Origin of the sequence: Desulfuribacillus alkaliarsenatis (genome assembly GCF_001730225.1) — a bacterium.
Taxonomy (GTDB): domain Bacteria; phylum Bacillota; class Bacilli; order Desulfuribacillales; family Desulfuribacillaceae; genus Desulfuribacillus; species Desulfuribacillus alkaliarsenatis.
The window spans coordinates 64,275-86,092 of record NZ_MIJE01000001.1; the positions used below are offsets into that span (position 1 = coordinate 64,275).

21 protein-coding genes are annotated in these 21,818 nt (G+C 38.9%); 12 read left to right on the plus strand and 9 right to left on the minus strand.

The genetic code is table 11. From position 1 onward, the window contains the following. Positions 1–129: 129 nt before the first annotated feature. From BHF68_RS00320 to BHF68_RS00350, 7 genes are all read left to right on the plus strand, one after another. Entirely contained in the window at positions 130–1,596 is a 1,467-nt protein-coding gene (locus BHF68_RS00320; RefSeq protein ID WP_069641662.1) for a spore germination protein, read from the plus strand. Between the two features lie 216 nt (positions 1,597–1,812). After that, entirely contained in the window at positions 1,813–3,033 is a 1,221-nt protein-coding gene (locus BHF68_RS00325; protein WP_069641663.1) for an alkaline phosphatase family protein, read from the plus strand. A gap of 86 nt (positions 3,034–3,119) precedes the next feature. Further along, positions 3,120–4,025 carry an AEC family transporter gene (locus tag BHF68_RS00330; protein ID WP_367114260.1) on the plus strand — a complete coding sequence of 302 codons (906 nt, stop codon included), beginning with the start codon at positions 3,120–3,122 and terminating at the stop codon, positions 4,023–4,025. A gap of 181 nt (positions 4,026–4,206) precedes the next feature. Further along, the gene (locus tag BHF68_RS00335; RefSeq protein ID WP_069641665.1) at positions 4,207–4,728 is read left to right on the plus strand and encodes a rhodanese-like domain-containing protein; all 522 of its coding nucleotides are present in this window, start codon (positions 4,207–4,209) and stop codon (positions 4,726–4,728) included. Next, the gene (locus BHF68_RS00340; RefSeq protein WP_069641666.1) at positions 4,707–5,171 is read left to right on the plus strand and encodes a hypothetical protein; all 465 of its coding nucleotides are present in this window, start codon (positions 4,707–4,709) and stop codon (positions 5,169–5,171) included. The genes BHF68_RS00335 and BHF68_RS00340 overlap by 22 nt, the downstream gene beginning before the upstream one ends. Positions 5,172–5,324: 153 nt before the next feature. Further along, a complete protein-coding gene (locus tag BHF68_RS00345) occupies positions 5,325–6,245 on the plus strand; it encodes a YIEGIA domain-containing protein (RefSeq protein WP_069641667.1) in 921 nt (306 codons plus the stop codon). Then, positions 6,245–6,442, plus strand: coding sequence for a capping complex subunit for YIEGIA (locus BHF68_RS00350; protein ID WP_069641668.1), 198 nt, complete (start codon positions 6,245–6,247; stop codon positions 6,440–6,442). The genes BHF68_RS00345 and BHF68_RS00350 overlap by 1 nt, the downstream gene beginning before the upstream one ends. A 171-nt stretch (positions 6,443–6,613) precedes the next feature. Here the strand turns inward: BHF68_RS00350 and BHF68_RS14980 are convergent, their stop codons facing one another. Continuing rightward, positions 6,614–6,790, minus strand: a complete 177-nt coding sequence (locus BHF68_RS14980) for a YgaP family membrane protein (RefSeq protein ID WP_084019091.1) — start codon at positions 6,788–6,790, stop codon at positions 6,614–6,616. 147 nt (positions 6,791–6,937) lie between these two features. On the opposite strand from BHF68_RS14980, the gene BHF68_RS15280 reads away from it, so the two are divergent. Then, complete coding sequence (locus tag BHF68_RS15280) at positions 6,938–7,114, plus strand: hypothetical protein (protein WP_176719850.1); 177 nt, start codon at positions 6,938–6,940, stop codon at positions 7,112–7,114. Between the two features lie 42 nt (positions 7,115–7,156). Here the strand turns inward: BHF68_RS15280 and BHF68_RS00355 are convergent, their stop codons facing one another. From BHF68_RS00355 to BHF68_RS00375, 5 genes are all read right to left on the minus strand, one after another. After that, positions 7,157–8,371 (minus strand): YibE/F family protein, encoded by a 1,215-nt coding sequence (locus tag BHF68_RS00355; RefSeq protein ID WP_069641669.1) that lies wholly within the window; start codon positions 8,369–8,371, stop codon positions 7,157–7,159. Between the two features lie 109 nt (positions 8,372–8,480). Then, the gene (locus BHF68_RS00360; RefSeq protein ID WP_069641670.1) at positions 8,481–9,647 is read right to left on the minus strand and encodes an ABC transporter permease; all 1,167 of its coding nucleotides are present in this window, start codon (positions 9,645–9,647) and stop codon (positions 8,481–8,483) included. 2 nt (positions 9,648–9,649) lie between these two features. Then, entirely contained in the window at positions 9,650–10,342 is a 693-nt protein-coding gene (locus BHF68_RS00365; RefSeq protein WP_069641671.1) for an ABC transporter ATP-binding protein, read from the minus strand. Between the two features lie 47 nt (positions 10,343–10,389). Beyond that, entirely contained in the window at positions 10,390–11,547 is a 1,158-nt protein-coding gene (locus BHF68_RS00370; protein ID WP_069641672.1) for an ABC transporter permease, read from the minus strand. Positions 11,548–11,589: 42 nt separating this feature from the next. Further along, positions 11,590–12,180 (minus strand): Fe-S-containing protein, encoded by a 591-nt coding sequence (locus BHF68_RS00375; protein ID WP_069641673.1) that lies wholly within the window; start codon positions 12,178–12,180, stop codon positions 11,590–11,592. Positions 12,181–12,386: 206 nt separating this feature from the next. Here BHF68_RS00375 and BHF68_RS00380 point away from each other — a divergent pair, with 206 nt between their 5' ends. Both BHF68_RS00380 and BHF68_RS00385 read left to right on the plus strand, forming a co-directional pair. After that, on the plus strand, positions 12,387–13,772 hold the full coding sequence (locus BHF68_RS00380) for a sensor histidine kinase (protein ID WP_069641674.1): 1,386 nt from the start codon (positions 12,387–12,389) through the stop codon (positions 13,770–13,772). Positions 13,773–13,775: 3 nt separating this feature from the next. After that, positions 13,776–14,468 (plus strand): response regulator transcription factor, encoded by a 693-nt coding sequence (locus BHF68_RS00385; RefSeq protein WP_069641675.1) that lies wholly within the window; start codon positions 13,776–13,778, stop codon positions 14,466–14,468. Between the two features lie 72 nt (positions 14,469–14,540). Here BHF68_RS00385 and BHF68_RS00390 read toward each other — a convergent pair whose 3' ends face one another. The 3 genes from BHF68_RS00390 to BHF68_RS00400 are packed head-to-tail and all read right to left on the minus strand — an operon-like array spanning position 14,541 to position 17,365. Then, positions 14,541–15,233, minus strand: a complete 693-nt coding sequence (locus BHF68_RS00390; RefSeq protein WP_069641676.1) for a LutC/YkgG family protein — start codon at positions 15,231–15,233, stop codon at positions 14,541–14,543. Continuing rightward, complete coding sequence (locus BHF68_RS00395; protein WP_069641677.1) at positions 15,233–16,639, minus strand: LutB/LldF family L-lactate oxidation iron-sulfur protein; 1,407 nt, start codon at positions 16,637–16,639, stop codon at positions 15,233–15,235. Before BHF68_RS00395 ends, BHF68_RS00390 begins: the two co-directional genes overlap by 1 nt. Then, complete coding sequence (locus BHF68_RS00400) at positions 16,640–17,365, minus strand: (Fe-S)-binding protein (RefSeq protein ID WP_069642242.1); 726 nt, start codon at positions 17,363–17,365, stop codon at positions 16,640–16,642. Between the two features lie 339 nt (positions 17,366–17,704). Between BHF68_RS00400 and putP the strand changes: the two genes are divergently transcribed. After that, on the plus strand, positions 17,705–19,210 hold the full coding sequence (gene putP, locus BHF68_RS00405) for a sodium/proline symporter PutP (RefSeq protein ID WP_084019092.1): 1,506 nt from the start codon (positions 17,705–17,707) through the stop codon (positions 19,208–19,210). 194 nt (positions 19,211–19,404) lie between these two features. After that, the gene (locus BHF68_RS00410; RefSeq protein WP_069641678.1) at positions 19,405–21,777 is read left to right on the plus strand and encodes an anaerobic ribonucleoside triphosphate reductase; all 2,373 of its coding nucleotides are present in this window, start codon (positions 19,405–19,407) and stop codon (positions 21,775–21,777) included. Positions 21,778–21,818 lie beyond the last annotated feature (41 nt).

The following is a 21,818-nucleotide window of genomic DNA, read 5'->3' on the forward strand; positions in this document are numbered from 1 at the left end:
GAATCTCTTACTGGGATTCGAGTTTTGCATATTTCATTTTAACGGCTTAGGCTCAGAGAATTTAGCATAAATAGCAGTAAAATGCCCCATAATAATAGCACATTCTAGAGAGAAACGAGGCTACTGATTATGGGGAAACCAACTACCCAAGTACCATTAGACAAGAGTTTTAGCGCAAATATTGATTATCTAATCAACGAGCTACGCATTGAAAAAAACTTCGATGTCATACACCATAAGATGGAGCATGCAGGTAGGAAGATAGGCATGTTCTTCATTGATGGGTTTGCGAAAGATGATGTCATGCTTTTTATAATGCGTGAATTAGAACACTTAAAGCCTGAAGATATTGAGCATGACACAATTAAGAAACTATCACAGACATTTATTCCTCATATAGAGATAGAAACGACTGAAGATCTTGAAGAAATAATTTCACAGACACTAGCTGGACAAGCGGCGCTTATAGTTGAAGGTTGTGAAGAAGCACTGCTAATAGACATTCGTGAATACCCAATACGTTCCCCAGAAGAACCTGACATTGAGCGGGTTGTACGTGGACCTCGAGACGGATTCGTAGAGACGATTGTCTTTAACTGTGCTTTGATTCGTAGAAGAATTAGAGATAGATCTCTAATTATGGAATACATGCAAGTTGGTAAGCGCTCTAAGAACGATATAGCCTTAGCCTATATCGACTCTATCGCCGATCCCGAGTTAGTCAAACGTTTAAAGAAAGAAATAGAAAAAATAAGTATAGATGGTCTAGCTATGGGTGAGAAAACACTGGAAGAATTTATTTTCGGACGACATCTAAATCCGTATCCTATGGTACGTTATACTGAACGAGCAGACACTAGTGCTGTACATTTGATGGAGGGACATGTACTAATTATTGTAGATGGCAGTCCAAGTGTTATGATATGCCCTGCAACTTTTTGGCATCATGTACAGCATGCTGAAGAATATAGACAAAAACCAGTAATTGGTGCTTTTTTAAGGTGGGTAAGATTTGCAGCGATTGCGGCATCCTTATTTCTACTGCCACTATGGTATGTGCTTGCAACCAATCAGCAGCTACTTCCAGACTGGTTAGACTTCATAGGGGTAGAAAATGCAGGAGAGATTCCGCTGTTTTGGCAGTTTCTAATTGCAGAAGTAGGTATTGAAATCGTGCGTATGGCGGCTATACATACACCGAATGCCTTAGCTACAGCACTAGGTTTGGTTGCTGCTTTACTTATCGGAGAAATAGCCATCGAAGTAGGAATATTTACTAGTGAAGTGGTCTTATATGCTGCCGTTGCTGCCATGGGAACGTTTGCAACTCCGAGCTATGAGTTTAGTTTGGCCAATCGTATTTTTCGCGTGCTATTTCTAATTGCCGCTGCAATATTTGGTATTTGGGGCTTTATAGTTGCTATACTGCTATGGTTTGTTATGCTTGCATCAACAAAGACATTAAATACGCCATATTTATGGCCATTAATACCTTTTAATGCTAAAGCTTTTAAAGAGCTATTATTCAGGTCACCAATCCCACTTAGTAATAAACGCTTTGATATCTTAAATCCTTTAGATAAGACTAAACAGTAACATAAACTAAGCTATAATAAATTATATAGGCGCCGTTTTAGGCGCTTTTATAATGCTGGCAAAGCCCACATTATCATCCACATAAATGGTAGAATCATGTTATTGCTGATATACTAGTTGTGTTAGTGATTATAAAGAAAATTTAGTAAAGAAAACTTAGTAAAGAAAACTTAGTTCAGATGGAATATTTCAAGAATGACTATAAGGAGAATTTTTATGGGGACTGAACGTAGATTGCTAATGATATCATTGGATGCAGTTTCAAGCGATGATTTGGAAATATTACAAGAGCTACCGAACTTTTCAAAGCTTCGTAAAAAAGGCACCTTGGTTCGAGATGTCAAATCAGTTCTGATTTCAAATACATATCCGGCTCACACGTCGATTATCACTGGTACACACCCAAACAAGCATGGTGTCATCGATAATACCCTACTTCTACCAGAGAGAAAGTCGGCCAAATGGCGTTATCACACAGGCGATATAAAAGTCCCAACATTATTTCATAAGGCAAAGGAGCAGGGCTTAACAACATGCTCGATTCTCTACCCTGTAACTGGTTCAGCGAAAATAGATTACAATATACTAGAGATTGCAGGCGAGATGAATCCCTTAAAACGTGCGTATATCATGCTACGGCATGGGAGCGCTCGTTACCTGATTTCGAATCTTCTGCGTTTTCGAAAATATATCAAAGGCATTGGACAGCCTGCCCTTGATGATTTGACTACAGCTGTAGCAGCAGACGGACTAGTACGCTATAAGCCAAATCTGCTTGCACTACATCTTATAGATACGGATATGCAAAAGCATAGGTATGGCATAAATAGTGAACAAACGCTAGAATCATTACATAGACAGGATGAGCGTCTTGGCATTCTCATGGACGCTTTAGAGAAGTCTGGAACGTCAGATAAAACAAGCATCATTATCTTTAGTGATCATGACTCATTGCCTGTACATACGGGAATTAATCCAAACAATTTTCTAATAGAACAAGGCATCATACAGCAAACGAAGGACAAGCTTAATCGCTATGATGCCTACTTCCATAATGCTGGAGGAACAACATTTCTAAAGCTGTATAACCCTAAAGCAGAACACGGTGTAAGGCAAGCAATTGATTTATTTCTTAAAGAACCTTATGTCGCAAGGAAGCTAACGAATGAGGAAATGCAGGTTAGTGGCATGGATAAGGAGTATATGGTTGGTATAGAAGCAACTGACGGGTATTACTTTGGCAAACCTGGATATAAGGCGCAGCATGGCTATGCGTTGGAGCGGGCAGGGTATACTCCGTTCTACCTTGCGGTAGGCAAAGGAATACAGCAAGGTGAAGCTTTGTCAGGAGGCTGTATTACTGATATATGCCCTCTGGCTGCTAATATGTTAGGTATTCCTTTGTGGGATATGGATGGAATTAATAGACTCAATTGATATAATATACTAACTAGATTACAACAATAGTGATAGAAGGGTGATTACAGCTGGGTGAGCAGATAGCTATTTTAATCAATCAAATAATAATTTTTGCAATCTTAATGGCAATTGGATATGCAGCAGCTAAAGCAGAAGTCTTAACAAAAGAAGCCTTAGCTTCACTATCTCGGTTGATAGTGAAGGTTATTTTACCTGCAATGATTTTTAGTATTGTTGCCCTAAGCGGAGTAACGACAGCGGATTTTCTAATCAGTGGACGATTCATACTAGGGGCAATGCTGGGTTTTGCCTTGCTAATAATTACTGGCTTAGCTCTAAGTAAGTTGCTAAAACTAGAGGGAAAGCAGGCAAATATTTTTATAGCACTTATGACCTTTGGCAATGTAGGTTTTATGGGAATACCGCTAATCCAAGGAGTTTTTGACGACCCTGTAGTTCCTGTAAGTATTACGGTGTTTGCCTTTATCGATATTACATTACTCTGGACCTTTGGTGTTTATTTATGTAGTCGACATAGGGATGATGTCGATAAATTAAGCGCCTTAAAGAACATTATAAATCCGATGACAATATCGTTGATACTAGGTATGGTATTTGTATTCTTTAATATTCCTGTTCCTAGTCCACTGCAGGATGCAGTTGCTGGGATTGGTAATGCAACACCGTATTTGGCTCTGATGTACATAGGTGGGATGCTAGCGTATTTATCAGTTAACAATATCATGAAAAAGCCTAGCATTTTCGTATTGGTAGTATTTAAACTGTTAGTCGTACCTGTAACAGCATTCTACTTTCTAGGATTTTTTATGGAGGATATTCCAAGGTCTATTTTAGCGATTATTATTGGCCTACCTTCGATGACTACTATTGCTATGCTAGCTACTGTGTATCAGTCAGATGATCAATATGCTACAGAGATAATTTTCGTTACTACATTGGCTTGCTTATTAACAATACCATTCGTTAGCCTGATAACTAGCATGATGTAAGTTAATTAATGTACTAAGAAATTGTTCCAAACAAACGGATACTAATCAAAGTAAACCTATTTCTTTCCTTATTTTACTAAATAATTGCATTAGGAATACTTTTTGGCATGATTATGTTAGTAGAATTCCAAGCGTGCTATAATTAACTCGCAATCTATACTTATATTTTGGGGGTTTAAGCATGCAAAACAAATTAGTAGTAGGAATTATTATTGCAGCTATGTTAGTTGCAGGGTTTGGTATCGGTTTCTTTACCAATGGCTATGTTTCAGGCGGAGGGATTGGAACAGCACCCGATGGTAACGAAATCAACATTGAAAGAGCGTCAATAAATTTAATGAAACAACAGCAAGCCGGAGGTTATGAATTAGTAGATACTCAGACATTAAAGCAATGGATTGATGCTGGAGAGAACGTATTGATTATTGATACTATGCCAGCAAGCTTCCATCAAAACACCCGTATCCCAGGGGCTGTAAACGCTGAAATGCCAATAGGTACTATGGATGATGCTACACCAGCACAAAAAGAAGCATTTGCCGCATTGTTAGGTGATGATAAGAGTAAGAAGATTGTTGTTTACTGCGGATTTGTAGCTTGCACGAGAAGTGACGCAGGAGCAGCATATGCAGTTTCTCTAGGATATGAAAATGTATATCGTCATCCAGGTGGTATTAAAGCATGGCAAGATGCTGGATACTAATCGTTGTTTCTTTTTTGTTAGTTGCGTGTTCAGCTAATTTAGAAACGACAGCAGTGAAAGAGGTAAATGCTAGTATCGACGTAGAAGGAATCCAACTATTACAAACAAATAAAGACGTAGAAAGCTTAATAGGCTATCAAGGTGAATACCGTAGATGCATACATGGCTATAATTATGACTATGAGCAATTAGAATTGAACATAGGTTTCGATGGGAATACTAATAAAGTCCGTCGGATAACTACATACAATGCTACTCACTCGTTATTTGATTTCACTGTAGGAGATGCATTGGTAGATGTAGTGACAATATTGCAAGATAACGGCTTTAGTGTTGCTGAGAATGATGCCCATAGATTTGAACAAGATAATCTGTTTATAGTACTTTACACGGATGATTTGGAAACATTACGTGGATATAACGTTGAATTTATGTATGACTAAAAATATGCTATATGAAAAAACAAAATATAATACGATTAGACAGGACTGAGTTACAGCTAGGTCTTGTCTTTTTTGTATAAAAACTTCCATCCAACATATTCTAAAAGCATTAAGAAAACTTCAACTTTTAATGCTTTGATGGGAGTTATGGCGATGGAAAATAACAACGATATCATATCACCAGAGGTTTTAATATTAATTTTAACAGCTACCTTAGTTGGTACAATTGCGCGCATCCTGTCAATCAAACTAGATTATAGACAGTACCCAAACTATCCTAATGGCTACTTAATTCATATCGTAACAGGTGCATTAGCGGCGGCGTTAGGTGCATTTATTATACCTACGTTGATGACTGAGAATTTTACAGCTGTAACATTCCTGGGTCTAGCGATTCAGCAATTCCGTGAAGTGCGTAAAATTGAGCGTGAAAGCCTATTAGACTTAGAAGGTAATGAGTTTGCTGAACGGGGCAAGGCTTATATCGATGGCATAGCTAAAATCTTCGAGTCGCGAAATTATGTAGCACTAATTGTTTCCTTTAGCACAGCACTTACTATTCAATTACTGCGGGAGTTTCGTCCTGTAGACACCTGGTTAGAGATTGCTGCGGGCGCAGCTGTTGGTTTCACTATTTTTTATGCCCTCAAGCATTTTACTAAACGCCAAAGTGTACGGGACATTGCAACGGTAACCGTTGGTAAAATTGATATTCGTGGTTCAGAGCTTTATGTAGATGATATGTTTATTACAAACCTATTAGGTAATGAGCAGGGTAAGCAATGGTTTCAAGAGGAAGGTATAGCTGCCGTAATACATCCGAACAAAGAACATTTCAGGATAACACTAGAAAATCCAGGACAAAGACAGGCAATACTCTTTGAAGTAACTAGAAGGATGGGACAAAGAATTTATAGCTTCCAGAACCCAGGCGATGGTAAGGTTGTAATTGCATTAGTGCCTATCATCCATAGCACTGAATTGTTGAAGGAGACAATCTTATTAACACCACTATTAGAAACGGTGAAAAAGTCCCCTGAGCTAATGGATGTTAAACAAGGAGGTTCGAGCTAATGAGTGATAATGGTGATGTAAAGGGTATACTTGCCTACATAACTACTGATAAAAATCGCTATCTAGGTGGTAATCAACTATCATTATTAGCAAAGGATAAAGAAGAGCTACAACGGTTATCTTTTGCCATTTCAAGGGCATTTCTAGCAGATATTCTCGAACTAGAGACAGGAGATTGTCTAATAATCAAGAGGTGATTTTAGCCTGACTACTGACATCAAAATGTAAGTTAATTTGTAAGACAATAAAAAAAGGCTGACACATTTAGGTTAAAAATGAGTCAGTCTTTCTGTGTAACGTTAAAAACGTCTGCTATATGTTATGTATTCTTTATCGCGGGTTGACCAACCCATAAAATCGTAAAAAATTCAGTAGCCTAGTATTCCTTCCACAACCTGAGAGGCGCCAATTATCGCTAGCCAGAATCCTTTAGTGCCAGCAATTCTACGATCGTAGAAAAGGGCTAATAGGAAAACACCCAGTACGAATCGGATGATACGGTCAGTGTCTCCAAGGTTTTTCTTATAATCAAGATTGTAACGCATGAATTTATCCCTCCTTATAATTAGTATGTAAATTTAGGGAGTAATCATACATTTTCACGTAGCTTGTTATTACTAACCTAGAATGAGCAAGATGCATAGGATATAGTATCTACGATTTATCAGTAACTATAAGGAGTGTGAAAAGACATGAAGGTAATTGATCCGCAAGAATTAAAGCAAATACTGCATGAAATTGAGCTGGAGTTAAAAGAAAAAGCCGTTGAATATGACATCAGCAGAGAAACGGAAATCGGAAAAAAATTCATTGCTGGTCAAATCATTGGCTTGAATTGTGCACTCCATAAACTTAAGAGGCTACTATAAAGCAAGACTTATTCAAATGGAGTCTCGCATAATGTATATTGTTTAGCTTTTTTGAGATTCAGAGGTTGTACTGTCTGGGATATCTTTAACATTTGCTTTTAGTAATATACCAGCTATTAAAGCAGTAATTGGTATAGCTAATACTAATCCAATACTACCAGACAGTGCCCTTAAAATCTCAGTTGCAAAAAAGTCCATGTTAATCAATTTCATAAACGGTTGCTCATAGGCCATTAACACTAACAGTAAAGGTATAGAAGTACCAGTGTAAGCAAGAATTAGGGTATTCGACATTGTACCCATTATATCCTTTCCAACATTCATGCCTGACTCATATAGCTCTTTAAAGCTCAACTGCTTACTTTTCTTGTATATTTCCTCCATTGCAGACGCTATCGACATACTCACGTCCATTACAGCGCCTAGGGCCCCAATTAAAATTCCAGCTAATAAAAGACCACGAAAATCAAATTCAACAGCCTGTGGAATATACATTAGCATTTGTGCTTCATCCGAGGATAGTCCGTTCAAGTTCATTAAATTTGTCATTAAAATTGATAAGATGCCAGCGGCAGCAAGACCGCCAATTGTCCCTAGAATGGCAGCTAGGGATTTTCTACTAAAGCCACCTATGATAACAAAGGTGATTGTTGAGACAAGAAAGCCTGTAACAAGTGCTAAAAGAACGGGACTATGTCCTTGGAATAACAGTGGAAGCATAAACATTCCGATTATGAACACGGTTAAACCAAGTGTTATTACAGCTTTAACACCCTGGAAGCGCCCAACGATTAAGAGAAGAATGATAAACAGGGCAATAATAGCGTATAAATAACTATCCCTAGAAAAGTCCATTAGGTATGCTTGGATATTGCCGTCAGGACCAGTTTCTAAGACTAATAAAACCCGATCGCCTTCGGAAACCCATAAATCATAGGCAGGATTACCAAACATTGTATTTTCTGATTCGATAATAGTCCCCTTATGCTCGCCAGTTAAAATTTCTACTTCAAAAATTTGAATATCGGCACGCATGCCACCAAAATCTTGACCTTTGATTTCTTCAGTAATGGCAATAACCTTACCCTTTACATGTTCGGGTTGTTCTAAAGGCTGCTGTAGCGGTTCAGTCTCAATTGGATATTCTATAGTTCCCAAATCAGGATTTAAGTCGATTGGTTCAGTCGTTGCTAATACAGAGGTAGGTAATAATGTTATAACTAATAGGAGTAATAGCAAAGATGTTTTTCTTTTCACAAAAAATCACCACCTAGATAAGGATAAAAATTAACTCATAAATAAAAGCACAAGAGAAATTATATCATAAAAACAGCAGGAGTACATGGTTTGTGCTCCTGCTATCTTCCTATATCTTTTTAACTGCTTCAACAGGATCAAGATTTGCTGCCTTCATTGCAGGATATAGCGCTGCAGCTAGACTAATGATACCACCTACTGCACCTATGAGAAGGGTAGTAGCGATTGGTATAAATAGATAATAATCAGATCCATAAATCGAGTATATAGCAATATTAGTGACGATTAATCCAATGATTACAGCAACAACAAAGGATGCTACAAACAGGAAGAATGTCTCCGTGAGAACTATCTGAGCAATATGTTTCTTGCGGTACCCAGCAGTTCTAATTACTCCAAACTCATTGATGCGTTCGTTTACTGATGACATCATTGTTGTCGTGATTAAAAACAAACCTACAATTATGATAGTGATGATTGTAAAGGTTGTATAGGTTTTAAACTCCTCGAAGAGCTGTTTGCGTGCTTCGAGTGTTCCAAAATCAACATTTGCTTGTACCTCAGGCACTTGGTTTTCTAAAGTTGTAATAAGCTTGTTGACTCCATCCATATTGTCAACTTTTACATGGAGATCCATCACATTGATTGCTAAACTATCATCGATTAAGCTACGGTCAATCAGCACTAGTCGGTCGACCTCTGTACCTTGGTTTTCTAATACAAGATAATTATCTAATTGTAGGACGGTTGATCCGTAGTTAATGCTCAAGTTATCATCGCTAATATCATTTTGATTAGCGAACTGCTCACCGACAATTACCCTAGGTAAAGCGTCGGCAGACAAACCGCGGATTGCCCAGCTTGGGTTAGCTGCAATTTCCTGTGCAATATTTGTAATAACAATAATCGTATCCTGACCATTTACATTACCAAGATCAACAGTTTTTTGTACTAATGTTCCTGATAAGTCTGCATTTTCATCTAAAATAGTTTGTACTTTGTCAATTGTTGATATAGATATATCTATATGCTCTTGAATTCGGTTACCAGCGACGGTTATACCATTATAGGTCAGTTGAATATCCTCAGAACTAGGCGACACTAATATCTTTGCTCCATGCTCTCGTAAAGACTGATCAATAGAGTCTTCTAAGAATTGTGTAACACTCATGAGAGCTAAAATTGTTATAAGTCCAAGGCTAAGTCCAATAATTAGAAAAGCGGACTTGCCTTTTCTCTGTAAAAGGCTTCTATAAGCTATATCATATAAGCGCATAGCTACACCCCTTGCGTTATGGATGTATCTGACTCAATAACACCATCTCTGATTACGACTGTTCTAGATACATAAGCCAAGGTTTCAGGGTTATGGGTAACCATAATGATTGTTTGTCCAGACTTGTTCAAGTCTTTAAATAAATGGAGTATTTCTGCTCCCGTCTTAGTATCTAAGCTTCCAGTTGGCTCATCGGCAAATATTATCGGAGGTTTATTAACAATTGCGCGCGCTATCGCAACACGTTGTTGTTCTCCACCAGATAATTCATTCGGAAGTCGATTCTTTTTATTCAATAATCCAACTTGGTCAAGCACGGCTTCTGCCATTTTATATTGTTCTGCTCTCGAGTATTTACTAACAGCTAGTGGCACCATAACATTCTCAATTGCCGTTAGATAGTTAAGTAGGTGCATTTGCTGGAAAACAAAACCTGTATACATATAGCGAAAGTCAGCGCGACGTTCCTGGTTTAGCTCATAAACGTCCATTTCATCAATCAATAAAGTTCCTGTACTAGGTGGATTTAGTGTGCCCATGATTGTAAGTAAGGTGCTTTTACCAGAACCTGACGGCCCCATGAGTGCCACGAATTCACCCTGTTCGATTGCTAAATTAGTTGTTTGCAAAGCTGTAACGGCAGTTCCTTTTAAATTGTATGTTTTATTTACATTGTTTAATTGAATAAATCCCACGAAAAATCCCCCTTAATGTTAAGAATTAATTTTGTAGCTTATCATCATTACATTCGAAGTGCTTCAACAGGATCTAATTTGGTAACACGATAAATCGGTAGCAGGCTAGCTAGTAATGTAATCACAATTGTTGTTAGAATTGAGGTGCCACCGATTGCTAGATTAAACTCAATCGTAAGTGGGATGCTTACGACATACGGAGTTATATATTTTGCAAACATAGTTCCCAAACTATAACCTGCCAATCCACCGATAAGTCCGATGATAAGTGCCTCTGTCATTAATACTTCGAACACGTGGGATCTTCTAAGACCGACAGCACGAAGAACACCTATTTCCACTTTCCTATCGAATACATAATTCATCATTGCCATACCAATAACCAAACTACTAATAACAATAATAATAACAGAGCCATAGAGCATGAATTCTTGAATGCGTTCGACCGTGTTAATACGCACCTCAACAGCTTCTTGCAGGGCAACAACATTCGCATGTGGAAGTACTTCTCGAATTTGTTCCATTATTTCAGGTAATGGACAGGTAGTACACAACGCCGCTACTTCAATAAAGGAGATGTTTTCTCCATGACCCTTCAAGTCTTGTAATGTAAGTAGTGGCATAAAGATTACATGATCTTCATCTGTACCAGTTACATCGAGTATTCCTGTAATTAAGAATGTTTCGTCTTCAATAATAAGCTGCTCACCAATGTCCTTGCCTAGTTGCTTCGCAATAGTACTCCCTAATAGAACTTCATCGTTTGCAAATGGAAGTTGTCCTTGCCAGCTCCACCATGGCTTAATTAATTCTTCGAATTGGAAGTACACACCTAATAATACAGCACTTCGTTCACTATTAACTTGCCCAATGTCCAAAAGCTTTGGTGAGACGGCAGCAATACTATCTGCATCCATAATCGAGAAAATCTTCATGAAGTCATCGGCAATCAATGGTGTACCTTCATTTCTTGCTGAAGGTAAAGTGACGCCACCGTAAGCTAGGTCTAAATCATTAGCAGAGGAAGTGATAATTATATTAGGCCCTAGCTTGTCAAAGGTATCGCCTATTTCTAGATACATTGAATCGTTCAATTTATATAACGTGTTAACTATAGCTACAGCCATAATTATAGTGAATAGTAAGAAAAACACACGTTTTTTTCTTCTGAGTATACTCTTGATAGAAATTAGCTCTAGTCTCATAGTCTCACCTTTCAGTTAACCTGTTAATAAGTCTTGTCTGATTTACAGTGGCCTTGGAGTCCAGCTTGAAAGTTGCTCATGTGGAATGACTATATCATCGCCAACAACTTCGTAATAAATAGCCTCTGGTGGATAATCCATACAACCACCATTAACACCCTGCAGGTTATCTAATCTCCATACCGTTCTGCAAGATTCACAAATTAAGTATTCGCCATCTATACGCAGTGTTTCGGAGCGGCAGGGTTCACAAACACCAAGGGAAACTACAAGTTGACCTGATGGATTAATAAAAGCTGTTAAAGGCATATAGTCCTTGTAATTGTTTTCAACATAAACACGTGTTGCCGCTAAGCCTACATCTAATACGTCAGATAATGAGATGATAACATTTTCGCCCTGGATTTCATTATCTATTACTGTCATAGGTGTCACTTGTTCGTATGCATAGGCTGTTCCAATATTAAAGTTACCAGGCTCAAATCGCAGGCGATCTTCGGCAGATGACGGATTGCTTGAAAACATATAAGCGGCAAATCCTGCTATGAAAACAAGGATTAAACCTGCAATTACTAAGTTTGTTCCTTTCTTACGGCTTTCCTCATTAAATTGTTGTTTTTTGTTTTTTGACATAATATAAACCCCTTCCTTATTATAAATGCATATTATGCACTTGATTTTGATTCTAACTACTTAGCATTCTACTGAAAAAGTTTGTAGAAATAGTGTAGGAGTTTTGGATAAATCGTAAATCATTTTGAAAAGTTAACTATTTAATGTAAAATCAATGTATTATTAACTCAGATAATTAGAAGTTACTTGATGGGGAGGTGTTACTAGTGCTACGACACATATCCGTAAAATTAAGCATCCTGTTTTCTATTATACTGTTAGTCATTATTTCGGTTATCCTTGTTATTACTCATAGCTATTTCACGAATTTTTTTGTAAAGTATGTGACAGACGAGTTATTACATCGGGGAAATGGACATGCAGAGGTGTTGGCTGATCAGTTTGATGCGACTACACTAAGTCATGTTGCACATATGGAGAAAGCGGCAATCACAGATGTAGTAGTTGTTGGACGTGATGGACATATATTAGTTGCCTCAGATCAAATAAATTGTGGCACTATGGAAGAAATATGCCGACCAATGGAAGCGATATTGGTCTACGAACAGGCAATCGAGACGGACTGGAGAAATCAGCCTTATGTCGTAACCAGTTCACCTGTTATTAGGGATAACCATGTACTAGCGATGGTCTATATGTATACGCCAACCCAGCCTATACGAGATGCTGTTGCCATCCAATTCAAGATATTATTTACTGTATGGGTAGGTAGTATTTTAATAGGGATAAGCTTTATTTACTTCTTATCAAAGCTAATCACAAGGCCTGTTTTAGAGATGAAAAATGCTACAGAGCTAATTTCAAATGGTCGCTATGATGTACAGATAAAGTCTACTGGAAATGATGAGCTGTCAGACTTAGGAAATACTATTAATGCATTAGCCCAAAACCTACAGCATTACGAAACAAGTAGACATGAATTTCTTTCAGATATCTCTCACGAATTACGTACACCTTTGACATATCTAAAAGGCTATTCGGAGCTATTAGCAAATGGTGATGTTACAGACCCTAAAGAAGTACAACAATATAGTCAAATCATATATGATGAGTCAAAGCGTTTACAACGTCTAGTGCAAGATATTATGACTTTAAGCAAAATGGACGAAACTCAGTTTACATTAATGAAAAAACCAACGGACTTAGTGGCATTGATTAAGGACACAATAAACACTATTTTACCGCTTTTTCAAGACAAACAGATAAAGCTTAACTTCATCTATGACAAGGATAAGATGGAGCTACCTCTGGACAAGGAAAGAATGGCACAAGTAGTACTGAATTTACTAGATAATGCTCGCCGCTACACTCCCGAATCTGGTGAAGTAACTGTAGAGCTTACTCATACCAATCAATTAACAAAAATTGCAGTCAAAGATAATGGTCCAGGCATACCAGAACAGGAGCTGCCGCTCATCTGGCAAAGACTATACCGAGCAGAAAAGTCACGCTCCCGCGATACTGGAGGATCAGGTTTGGGATTAGCTATTGTTAAGAAAATAATTGAGCTACACGGTGGAGAAATATATGCATACAGTGAGTTAGGCAAGGGTACGATTTTTGAAATATATTTACAGAATCATGGAGGTTAGGGTATGTCTGAATTAGTGAAAGTGCTTGTAGTTGATGATGAAGCACCTATGCGGAAATTGATTGAAATTTATTTGAAGAAAAATGGTTATAGTGTAATGACAATGGACTCTGGCCTGGATGCGATTCAAGAGCTTAAGAAAAATCATTACGATATAGTAATTCTTGATGTTATGATGCCAGAAATGAATGGCTTCGAAGCATGTAAGCTAATCCGAGATTTTAGTAAAGTGCCGATTATTATGCTTACAGCTAGGGATCAAACCTTAGATAAGGTAAAGGGTCTAACGATAGGGGCAGATGATTACGTAACTAAACCCTTCGAAGAAATTGAATTGCTTGCTAGGATAGAAGCTATTCTTCGTAGGTCTAACGCTGAGGCAAAAGACGACGATGCAGATGTACTAACCTATAAGGATGTTCGTTTAGATTTAGGATCGCACCAAGTTTTTTATAATGACGCAGAGATTGAACTAACTCCGAAGGAGTTCCAGTTGCTACAGACATTCCTTACGAACGTAGGCAAGGTATTGAGTAGGGAAAAGCTTCTAGAAATTGTGTGGGGTTACGATTTTTACGGAGATTTACGAACTGTGGATTCACATGTTAAGAACCTCAGGGAGAAGCTAAGAAGTAACGGAATTCAAGTTGATGAGCTAATAAAAACTGTCTGGGGCGTCGGTTATAAGCTTGTATAATTAACGATGGCTATGAAAAAGGAGCTATGCAACATCAACAAGTAGTGATGTCGCATTAGCTCCTTTAGATGTTTATTTTTCAATTATCACACATATTTGTGCAGGGCCATGAACCCCAATGCTTAAATCCATTTCGATGTCCGCACTGCGGCTTGGTCCTGTTATGAAATTAACAGACGAAGGTAAAGACTCCTTATTTTTGACTAAATAATCGAATATATCTGCTGTGCGTTTTACAAATTGATTGCTTTTCACAATAGCAATATGGAAATTTGGTAATAAGCTAATACTGCGCTCCTTGCCTACACCAGCCTTTAATACAATACTACCAGTTTCAGCTACGGCAAAGTTTACGCCCGTAATACCTGTGTCAGCATCCTTAGCAAAATGCTTATATTCTATTGTATCATTAGGCTTGGTCATAATCTCATAGCCTTGTTGATTTAGTTGTGCTAATGGTAATCCGTTAAGGGTACTATCGTCCCAAGCTATGATTTTCTTGGAGCCGTGGGTTTCTAGCACCTGCTTAAGGGCTTGAAATGTTTCATCGGGAGAATTAGTTATCTTGACAATTCCATTAAGGGCACTAAGCTCTTGCTTAAACTTTTCAATCATTCCGTCTGTCGAGTCGGCAATTTCTACATAGGTTAGCTTATAATTGTCACGGATTTTTTCAATATCGCCAAAAACCTCGGCCTTCTTTGTATCAGGCATTCTAGCCATTCGTTCTTTTACATGCCGTAGGAAGGTTTCTTTAGTAGTCATTATATATCACCCCGCTTTAATTCATTCCAGCGTTCGTGGAAAGGTTGCTTCGCTATAGGAGGCAGGTCTCGGGTTTTTGTCCATTCTGAGACAGGTGCTGGAACGCCACCGCGAATCTTACCATCTTTAACAAATGGTATTTGTGCTTTTCTGCCGACCTTTAGCATCATGCGGTATTGCCCAGGACTAGAGAAGGCTTTACTCCACATTTTGAATGCAAGCTTCTCTTTAGTGTTTTTGCCGAGCTTAGTCTTGTCGTTCCTTAGTTCAAGCAGCAATTCGTGCAATGGAATTCTAACTGGACAAGCCTCCCAGCATGCGCCACATAAACTTGATGCATAGGGTAGCTCGCCCCAGCGCTCTAAGCCATCTAGTAATGGAGTAATAACGGAACCGATTGGCCCAGGGTACACCCAACCATAAGCATGTCCACCAATTTGTCGATATACAGGGCATACATTTAGGCAAGAGCCGCAACGAATACAGTTAAGCACCTCCTGATATTTGCTGCCTAATATGCGCGAGCGACCATTATCTACGATTACTACATGGATGTTCTTCGCTCCGTCTGCTTCGTTGGTACGTCTTGGCCCGTTTAGGATTGATACATAACTTGTAATCTTTTGGCCTGTAGCGCTTCTTGGAAGTAACGCGAGCATTGGATCTAAATCCTTAAAGGATGGCAGAATCCGTTCCATTCCCATAATGACAATTTGTGTATCTGGCATACTGTTAACCATGCGACCATTACCTTCATTGGTGAAAAGAACGATAGAACCAGTTTCAGCGATAGCAAAGTTACAGCCTGTAATACCAATGTCAGCGTCGATGAACTTTTGTCTTAATACTTTTCTAGCGAAGGCCGTTAGTGCTGGCGTTTCTGCAGGTAGCTCTTCCTTAGCCACTTTAGAGAACAATTTCGAAACAGAGCCTCGTGTATGGTGAATCGATGGTACTATGATATGCGATGGTGTTTCCTTAGCTAATTGGATGATATATTCACCTAAGTCTGTCTCTACAACCTCAATACCATCTTTCTCAAGGTGATGATTAAGATGGATTTCTTCTGATACCATTGATTTCGATTTTACGACCATTTTTGCATTTTTTTCACTACAGATGGCTTGTATGTGTCGCACAGCCTCTTGATCCGTCATAGCCCAATGAACTTTAGCGCCATTTTCCTCAAGCTTAGTAGTGAATTGGTCGAGGTATTTATCTAAATTAAGTACGGTATGGGTTCGGATCGCTTGCGCTCTCGCTCGCCATTCCTGAGCATCCTCTAAGGTTTCCCATTGACTTACTCTGCGTGTACGTAGGAGTTCGGTGGCGTTCTTGATGGCACCACGGAGGAAATCGTCATGCAATGCCTCGTCAACTCGTTTGCGAAAATCAGTATTCATCATTTATTGTAGCCCCCTATCTAATAGTTCTGCTACATGCATAGTCTTTACATTTATTCCTTGACGGCTTAGACCACCACTTATATTCATTAGACAGCTCAAGTCTGAACCAACTAATATTTCTGCCCCTGTCTTTTTCACGTTTTCTATCTTTTCGTTAAGCATGGAGCTTGAGATATCGGCCATTTTTACAGAGAATGTACCACCAAAACCGCAGCAGTCCTGATTATTAGGCAGCTCTACATACTCTACACCCTCGATGTTTTTGATTAATTCAACAGGTGCATCCTTAATCCGCAATAGTCGTGACATATGGCAGGAGTGATGATATGTTACCTTGGCATCGTATTTAGCACCTAAATCTTTAACACCGAGCACCTTTACAAAGAACTCAGAGAACTCATAAACTTTATTGGCAAACGTCTTTGCTTGCTCTAAAGCCTGTGGGTCGTCTTTAAACAGTCTAGGATAATTATCGCGAATCATTGCTGCACATGAGCCAGATGGTGTAATGATATATTCAGTTTTTTCAAAGGACTTAATTAAATGCTTAGCTACACGGGCTGCTTCATCAAAATATCCAGAGTTAAAGGAAGGTTGACCACAGCAGATTTGATCTTCAGGATAATCAACGGTAACACCCTGACGTTTTAATAGTTTATATGTACTTTCAATTGCTTGTGGGTAGAACATATCTGCTATACAGGTTCCGAGTAAAGCCACTTTCATAGACAAAATAAATCACTCCTTCTTGACATATATATTAAGTATAATTCCCCAAAGCAGTAGTAACGTATGCTAAGTCCAACATAGCTCTTAATAGTAAATAATGGATAGAAATAATGTGCAATTTTACCCATAACATGTACAAATCATGGGATAAAGTGTATAATTTTTTAAGAGCTTTACGGTGTTAAAGTGGTAATATATGCAAGTACATAAAAAGGGAGGGTTTAACGTGGAATATTCATTAACCTTAGCTACTTGGTTTTGGTTTCTGGTGCCAATGCCCTTGTTAATTGTTTGGGCACTTTGGACATATTTTCGTGAACGGGAGGGAGATCAGTCGTGAGTCCAACGTATATTACATTTGTCTTTTATTTAGTGGGAATGCTTGCAATCGGTGTTATTTCCTATCGAATGACAACGAATTTATCTGATTATGTACTAGGTGGTAGGAAGTTAAATAGCTGGGTTGCCGCATTATCGGCACAGGCCAGTGATATGAGTGGTTGGTTACTGTTAGGATTACCAGGTGCCGCTTATGCTTCGGGAATGGGTTTATGGAGCATCTGGATTGCAATCGGTTTAGCAGTTGGTACTATGATTAACTGGCAATATGTTGCAAAGCCATTGCGTAGGTATACAGAGCTAGCAGGGGAATCAATTACTATTTCAGAGTACTTTGAAAACCGCTTTCATGACAAATCAAGACTTCTACGTGTTGTATCTGCCATATTCATTTTAATCTTCTTTTTATTCTACACGGCTTCAGGCTTAGTAGCGGGCGGGGTACTGTTTGAATCAGTTTTTGAAATTGATTACACAACAGCATTGTTAGTTGGTGCTTTAGTTATCATATCCTATACATTTTTAGGTGGTTTTATTGCTGTAAGCTGGACAGATTTGTTTCAGGGTAGTTTGATGTTCTTTGCACTATTAATTACTCCAATTGTAGCTATCCAACATATAGGCGGATTAGATGCACTGTTCGCCACTATTGGTTCTATTAACGTTGATTTATTAGATGTCAATAAAAATGTATCCTATAATCTAGGTGAAGGAATTCTTTGGACGTCAGCAGGGGCTTTATCCTTCGTTGGAATCGTATCTGCTCTAGCGTGGGGTCTTGGGTATTTTGGTCAACCACATATATTAGCGAGATTTATGGCAATTCGCTCGGCGAAGCATGTTCCTAAGGCACGTCTAATCTCGGTTGTTTGGGTAGTGTTATCTCTATACGGTGCTATTGTTGTCGGGTTTGTCGGTATTGCATTGTTTGCAGATCAACCGCTAGCAAATCCAGAAACCGTATTCATTGATTTAGTGCAGATTATCTTTAATCCGTGGGTAGCTGGGATTTTATTAGCGGCGATTTTAGCAGCTATTATGAGTACAATCGACTCACAGTTGCTTGTATCATCGAGTGCTTTGACAGAAGATTTCTATCGCACTTTCTTCCGTAAAGACGCATCACAAACGGAATTGGTTTGGGTTGGTCGTTTTGCAGTTATTGTAATAGCAATTGTAGCCGTTATGCTTGCTTGGAATAAGGGAAGTATCCTTGAACTGGTGGCATATGCGTGGGCAGGCTTTGGCGCGGCCTTTGGTCCTGCGATTATCTTCTCATTGTTCTGGAAGCGTATGACTCGCAATGGTGCCTTAGTCGGTATGATTGTTGGTGGCCTTACAGTAATTCTATGGGAGTACACAGGCTCAGCTATGTATGAAATGGTTCCAGGTTTCTTATTCTCATCGATAGCAATTGTGGTTGTGAGTTTAATGGATAAAGAGCCATCGGCAGAAATCCAAGCAGAATTTGAGCGCGCCCATAAGCCTATTTCAGGCGAGTAAATAGCAAGCTTTTTTGAAGGTGTAATTTAGTAAAAAAAAATTTAAAAACAATCAAATATTGAGAAAAAGGCAGGCTTTTATAGCTTGTCTTTTTACTTGTCCAATATATAAGACTTTAGCACCTTGATACAATATATAGACTGTGATATGTTTTAGGAACACAAATTGTAGTGTTTTTGGGAGGGGATTTGTTAATGGCTTTAAAGTTATCAGAACTAACTTGGCAAATCGTTAAGCGTGATGGTAGGATGGACCGCTACAACTCAGAAAAGATATATAATGCGGTCAAAAAAGCAGTACTAAATGTAAAAAAAGAAGAAGTGGAAATTGCAACTAAAATTGCATCTGAGGTAACTTTTGAAGTAGAGGAATTTTTAACATCGGCGAAATCACAGATTTTTGAGGTAGAGCAGATACAAGATATAGTTGAACAAAAATTAGTTGAACATAATTACTATGAAGTAGCGAAAGCATACATATTGTATCGTCAAAAACGTAGTGAAGTACGCAGCAAGGCATCAATACTTATGCAAACATATAATGACATAGTCTTTACAGATGCTAAAGATAGCGAAATGAAAAGGGAGAACGCTAATGTCGATGGCAATACAGCCATGGGTACAATGCTTAAGATTGGTTCTGAATCTGCGAAAGAGTTTGCTAGAATGTACTTACTTAAGCCAAAGCATGCCAAAGCCCATTTAGACGGTGAAATTCATATCCATGATTTAGACTTTTTACCGACAGGCACATTAACCTGTTGTCAAATAGATATAGAAAAATTATTTCAATCGGGTTTTAGTACGGGACATGGTCACTTACGTGAACCACAGGATATATCTAGCTATGGTGCATTGGCTGCGATTGCGATTCAATCAAATCAGAACGATCAGCACGGAGGGCAGTCAATCCCGAACTTCGACTACGGATTAGCCAAGGGTGTCCGTAAGACCTTTGTACGAGAGTACCGTGAAGCATTGACGGAAAAACTTGCTTGGGAGCTAGATTCAGAGGAATTTAAAGAACTACTAGAAGAAATAAAGATGTTAACTAATGCTTTTGTGGACAAGCTTAGCATCGGTAACTTTGATCAATATAAGAAGAAAGAACAAGCAGCTTTAGTAGAGAAATTTGCACTTGATCAAGAACAAGTGAATAAACTACAAACCTTTGCCTTCCGTGACGCTCATCGCAAAACAGAGAAGAAGACGTATCAAGCGATGGAAGCGTTCTTACACAATTTAAATACAATGCATTCCCGTGCAGGGGCACAGGTGCCATTTTCAAGTATAAACTATGGAACGGACACTAGTGCAGAGGGCAGAATGGTCACTCGCCAGATTTTATTAGCGACAGAGGCGGGTCTGGGTAATGGGGAAACAGCTATTTTCCCAATTCAAGTGTTTAAGGTAAAGGAAGGCGTTAGCTATAATCCAGAAGATCCAAACTATGACTTATTAAAACTATCATTCCGTGTTTCTGCTCGGAGATTATTCCCGAACTACGTATTCCTTGATGCACCTTATAACATAAAGTACTATCAAGAAGGGCGCCCAGAAACAGAAGTAGTAACAATGGGTTGTAGGACGCGCGTGTTAGGATCTGTTCACCCTGAGAGCGATGGGGTATCTTACGGGCGTGGAAACCTATCCTTTACGACGATTAACTTACCAAGACTAGGTATTATTTATAAGAATGATATTGCTGGTTTTTTTGAAGCCTTAGACGAAAAGATAGAGTTGGTTATTAGCCAGCTGCATGAACGCTATTTGCTACAGGCACGCAAGCGTGTGAAGAACTTCCCGTTTTTAATGGGTCAGGGAATCTGGTTTGGAGCTGATCAATTAGGGCCTGAGGATGAAATCCGTGAAGTCTTAAAGCATGGTACGTTAACTTGTGGTTTTATAGGTCTAGCAGAATGTCTAACAGCAATGGTTGGTACTCACCATGGCGAGTCAGAGGAAGCACAGAACCTAGGGGTTGCTATCGTAGATCGTATTCGTACGCGCTTAGATGAAGCAGCGGAGAAATATCGTCTCAACTATACATTGATTGCAACACCAGCAGAGGGCTTAGCTGGGCGTTTTACGAGAATCGACCGTAAGGAATTTGGAACAATTGAAGGCGTTACGGATAGAGAATACTATACAAATAGTTATCATATTCCAGTGCACTACGAAATCTCTGCCTATGACAAGATTGTCAAAGAAGCTCCATACCATGCACTATGTAACGCCGGCCATATCAGCTACATTGAACTTGATGGGGCTGCTAAGAATAACATAGAGGCATTTGAGCAATTAATTCGTGCCATGAAAGAGCATAACATCGGTTATGGCTCGATTAACCACCCAATTGACCGAGATCCATTGTGTGGCTATACGGGAATTATCGACGATGTATGTCCAGGCTGTGGACGTGACGCCAATTCAGCTCCACAGATAGAGCGCATCCGTAGAATTACGGGCTATCTAGTTGGAACGATGGATAAATGGAATGACGGTAAGATTGCTGAAGAGCGCGAGCGTGTGAAGCACGGAATTAACGCTAAACAACAGCTTAATTAAAATGAACGGCCCGGAAAATCCGGGCCGTTTTCTTAAACCTA